The following is a 2,015-nucleotide window of genomic DNA, read 5'->3' as shown; positions in this document are numbered from 1 at the left end:
CTGCTTGCGCAGCTGGGTCAGCATCACCTCCGTGAACTCCTGCACCGCGCGGCGCAGCGAGCTGTCCGACGCGTAGCCGCACGTGTACGCCACGCTCAGCACCGTCTGGCCGGGGTCGTCCAGGAGCTCGCACGCCAGCAGCACGCGCATCCACGCCAGGATGCGGCGTGGCGGCGGCAGGTCCGCCTGCTCGGCCCAGCGCAGCAGGGTGCGCTCGCTCAGCTTGAGGCTGGCAGCCAGGTCACGGCCGTGCCCGCCCTCGGCCACCACCTCGGCGGCCGCCATGAGCAGGGCCCGCGCGCGGCCGGAAAGGTTGGTGGGCAGCGACCGCTCCAGCAGGCTTTGCAGAGGCCGCCCCTGCGCGCTGCGAAGACGGCGGCTGATGGCCTCCACCGTGTCTTCCTCGTCCAGCGCGATCACTTCCTTCACGCCCCACTCGCCCAGCGTGCGCAGGTCGCGCACGCGGCCGCGGCGCACCTCCAGCGCGGCGATGACCGTGGCCGTGGGGAACTCCCACAGGATGCTGCGAAGCTCCGGGGCCAGCTCGGCCTCGGTGCCGTACGTGCGGGTGTAGGGGTCCACCACCACCAGCGCCGCCGGCGGAGAGTCGTTCAGCGTGGTGCGAAGGGTGTCCCAGTCTTCCACGAACTGCGTCTTGAACCGCTGGCTTCCCACCCGGCGCACCCGCTCCTTGAAGACGGGGTCCGAGTGCATCACGATCAGCGGACGCGCGATGGGTTGCATTGACGTTGACCTCTGGTCCGGATGTTCCGGCCCCGTTCGGGCCCGGTGTCGTTTCGCGTATGACGCGAGCTGCCACGAATGTAAACCGATCCTCCGGTTTTGTCCAGAAATATCGGCAACGCCGTCCATCCGCGTGTCGGATTACGTATGCCGCCAGCGCGCCACACGTGTGTCCTGGCGCGGGCGGAAACGTGTCGCGCCCATGGCGCCACGCAGGCCGAGCGTGGATGTCCGATTCCGTGTCCCGCCGCCGGCTGCCTTCTCCCCGTTCCGTCCGGGAACGCGTGGCCACGCTCCTGGAACGAAGGATCGGCACCCGGACCGAATCGGCCACGAGACGGACAGTTGCCTGTGTCGCATCCGCGTGCGGGCGGTGGCGGAACGGGTACGATCGGGTGGACCGCGATGGACGGCGTACGGCATGGCATCCACGGATCCGCATCAACGCTCCAGCTGGTTTCCCGATCCGTATCCGATTCGGATGGAAGCCGTGGCGTCCGCAGGGGATGCGCGTCCGTGGATCAGGGCTGTCGGCGAGTGCGTTCCCTTTGAGGCCGGGAGGGCGCAACTGATTTGGGCGGAACGAGTTCCTTGACCCCGGCGGACCCGCGGATCACCTTGGGACGGGGGTGGCGCGGAACGGGAACCGTCCCCACGGGGATCGTGAACTGTGCAGCGTTTTACGCCACGTACTTGCAGAGAAACCGGTCCGGGGTGATCTTCCCTATCCTAAGGCGACGCAATATCTATGATGCGCGCCGTCCAAACCGGGCCTTCTCGCCCGCGACACCCCCGTCCCCGCATGACCACTGCTCAGCTGGAGGCCGGTGTGCTCCCCGTCACCCTCCCCGCGCCGGTGCCCGCGTCCGCGCCGGAGCCCGGCGGCCTGCCCCTGGCCGCGTGGGCGCGCGCCGTGCGGCCGTCCGTCATCCAGCGCATGCTCTCGTTCAGCGGGCGCGCCGACCTGGTGACGTTCGCCCTGGGGCTGCCCGCGACGGACCTGTTTCCCGTGGACGGCCTGGCCCGCGCGGCGGAGCGCGTGCTGCGCACGGACCCCGACGCCCTGCAGTACAAGCCGGGCTTCAGGGGCCTCAAGGAGCAGGTGGTGCGCCTCATGGAGCAGCGCGGCGTGCGCTGCCGGCCGGAGCAGGTGTTCCTGACGACGGCCGCCCAGCAGGCGTTGAGCCTGCTGTCGCGCGTGCTGCTGGAGCCCGGCGGCACCCTGTTGTGCGACGAGCTGGTGTACATGGGCTTTCAGCAGGTGGTCGAGA

1 protein-coding gene and 1 pseudogene are annotated in these 2,015 nt (G+C 69.8%); one reads left to right on the top strand and one right to left on the bottom strand.

The window, feature by feature from the left end:
- Positions 1-744: helix-turn-helix domain-containing protein (locus VFZ20_RS13100; protein ID WP_329684338.1), on the bottom strand; the 744-nt coding region annotated here is incomplete at its 3' end.
- Positions 745-1,546: 802 nt separating this feature from the next.
- Here VFZ20_RS13100 and VFZ20_RS13095 point away from each other — a divergent pair.
- Positions 1,547-2,015, top strand: a pseudogene (locus VFZ20_RS13095) (hypothetical protein); the annotation flags it as partial.

The sequence above is a fragment of the Longimicrobium sp. genome (genome assembly GCF_036280135.1).
In the GTDB taxonomy this organism is placed as follows: domain Bacteria; phylum Gemmatimonadota; class Gemmatimonadetes; order Longimicrobiales; family Longimicrobiaceae; genus Longimicrobium.
This window is presented reverse-complemented; position numbering and strand designations above follow the sequence as displayed.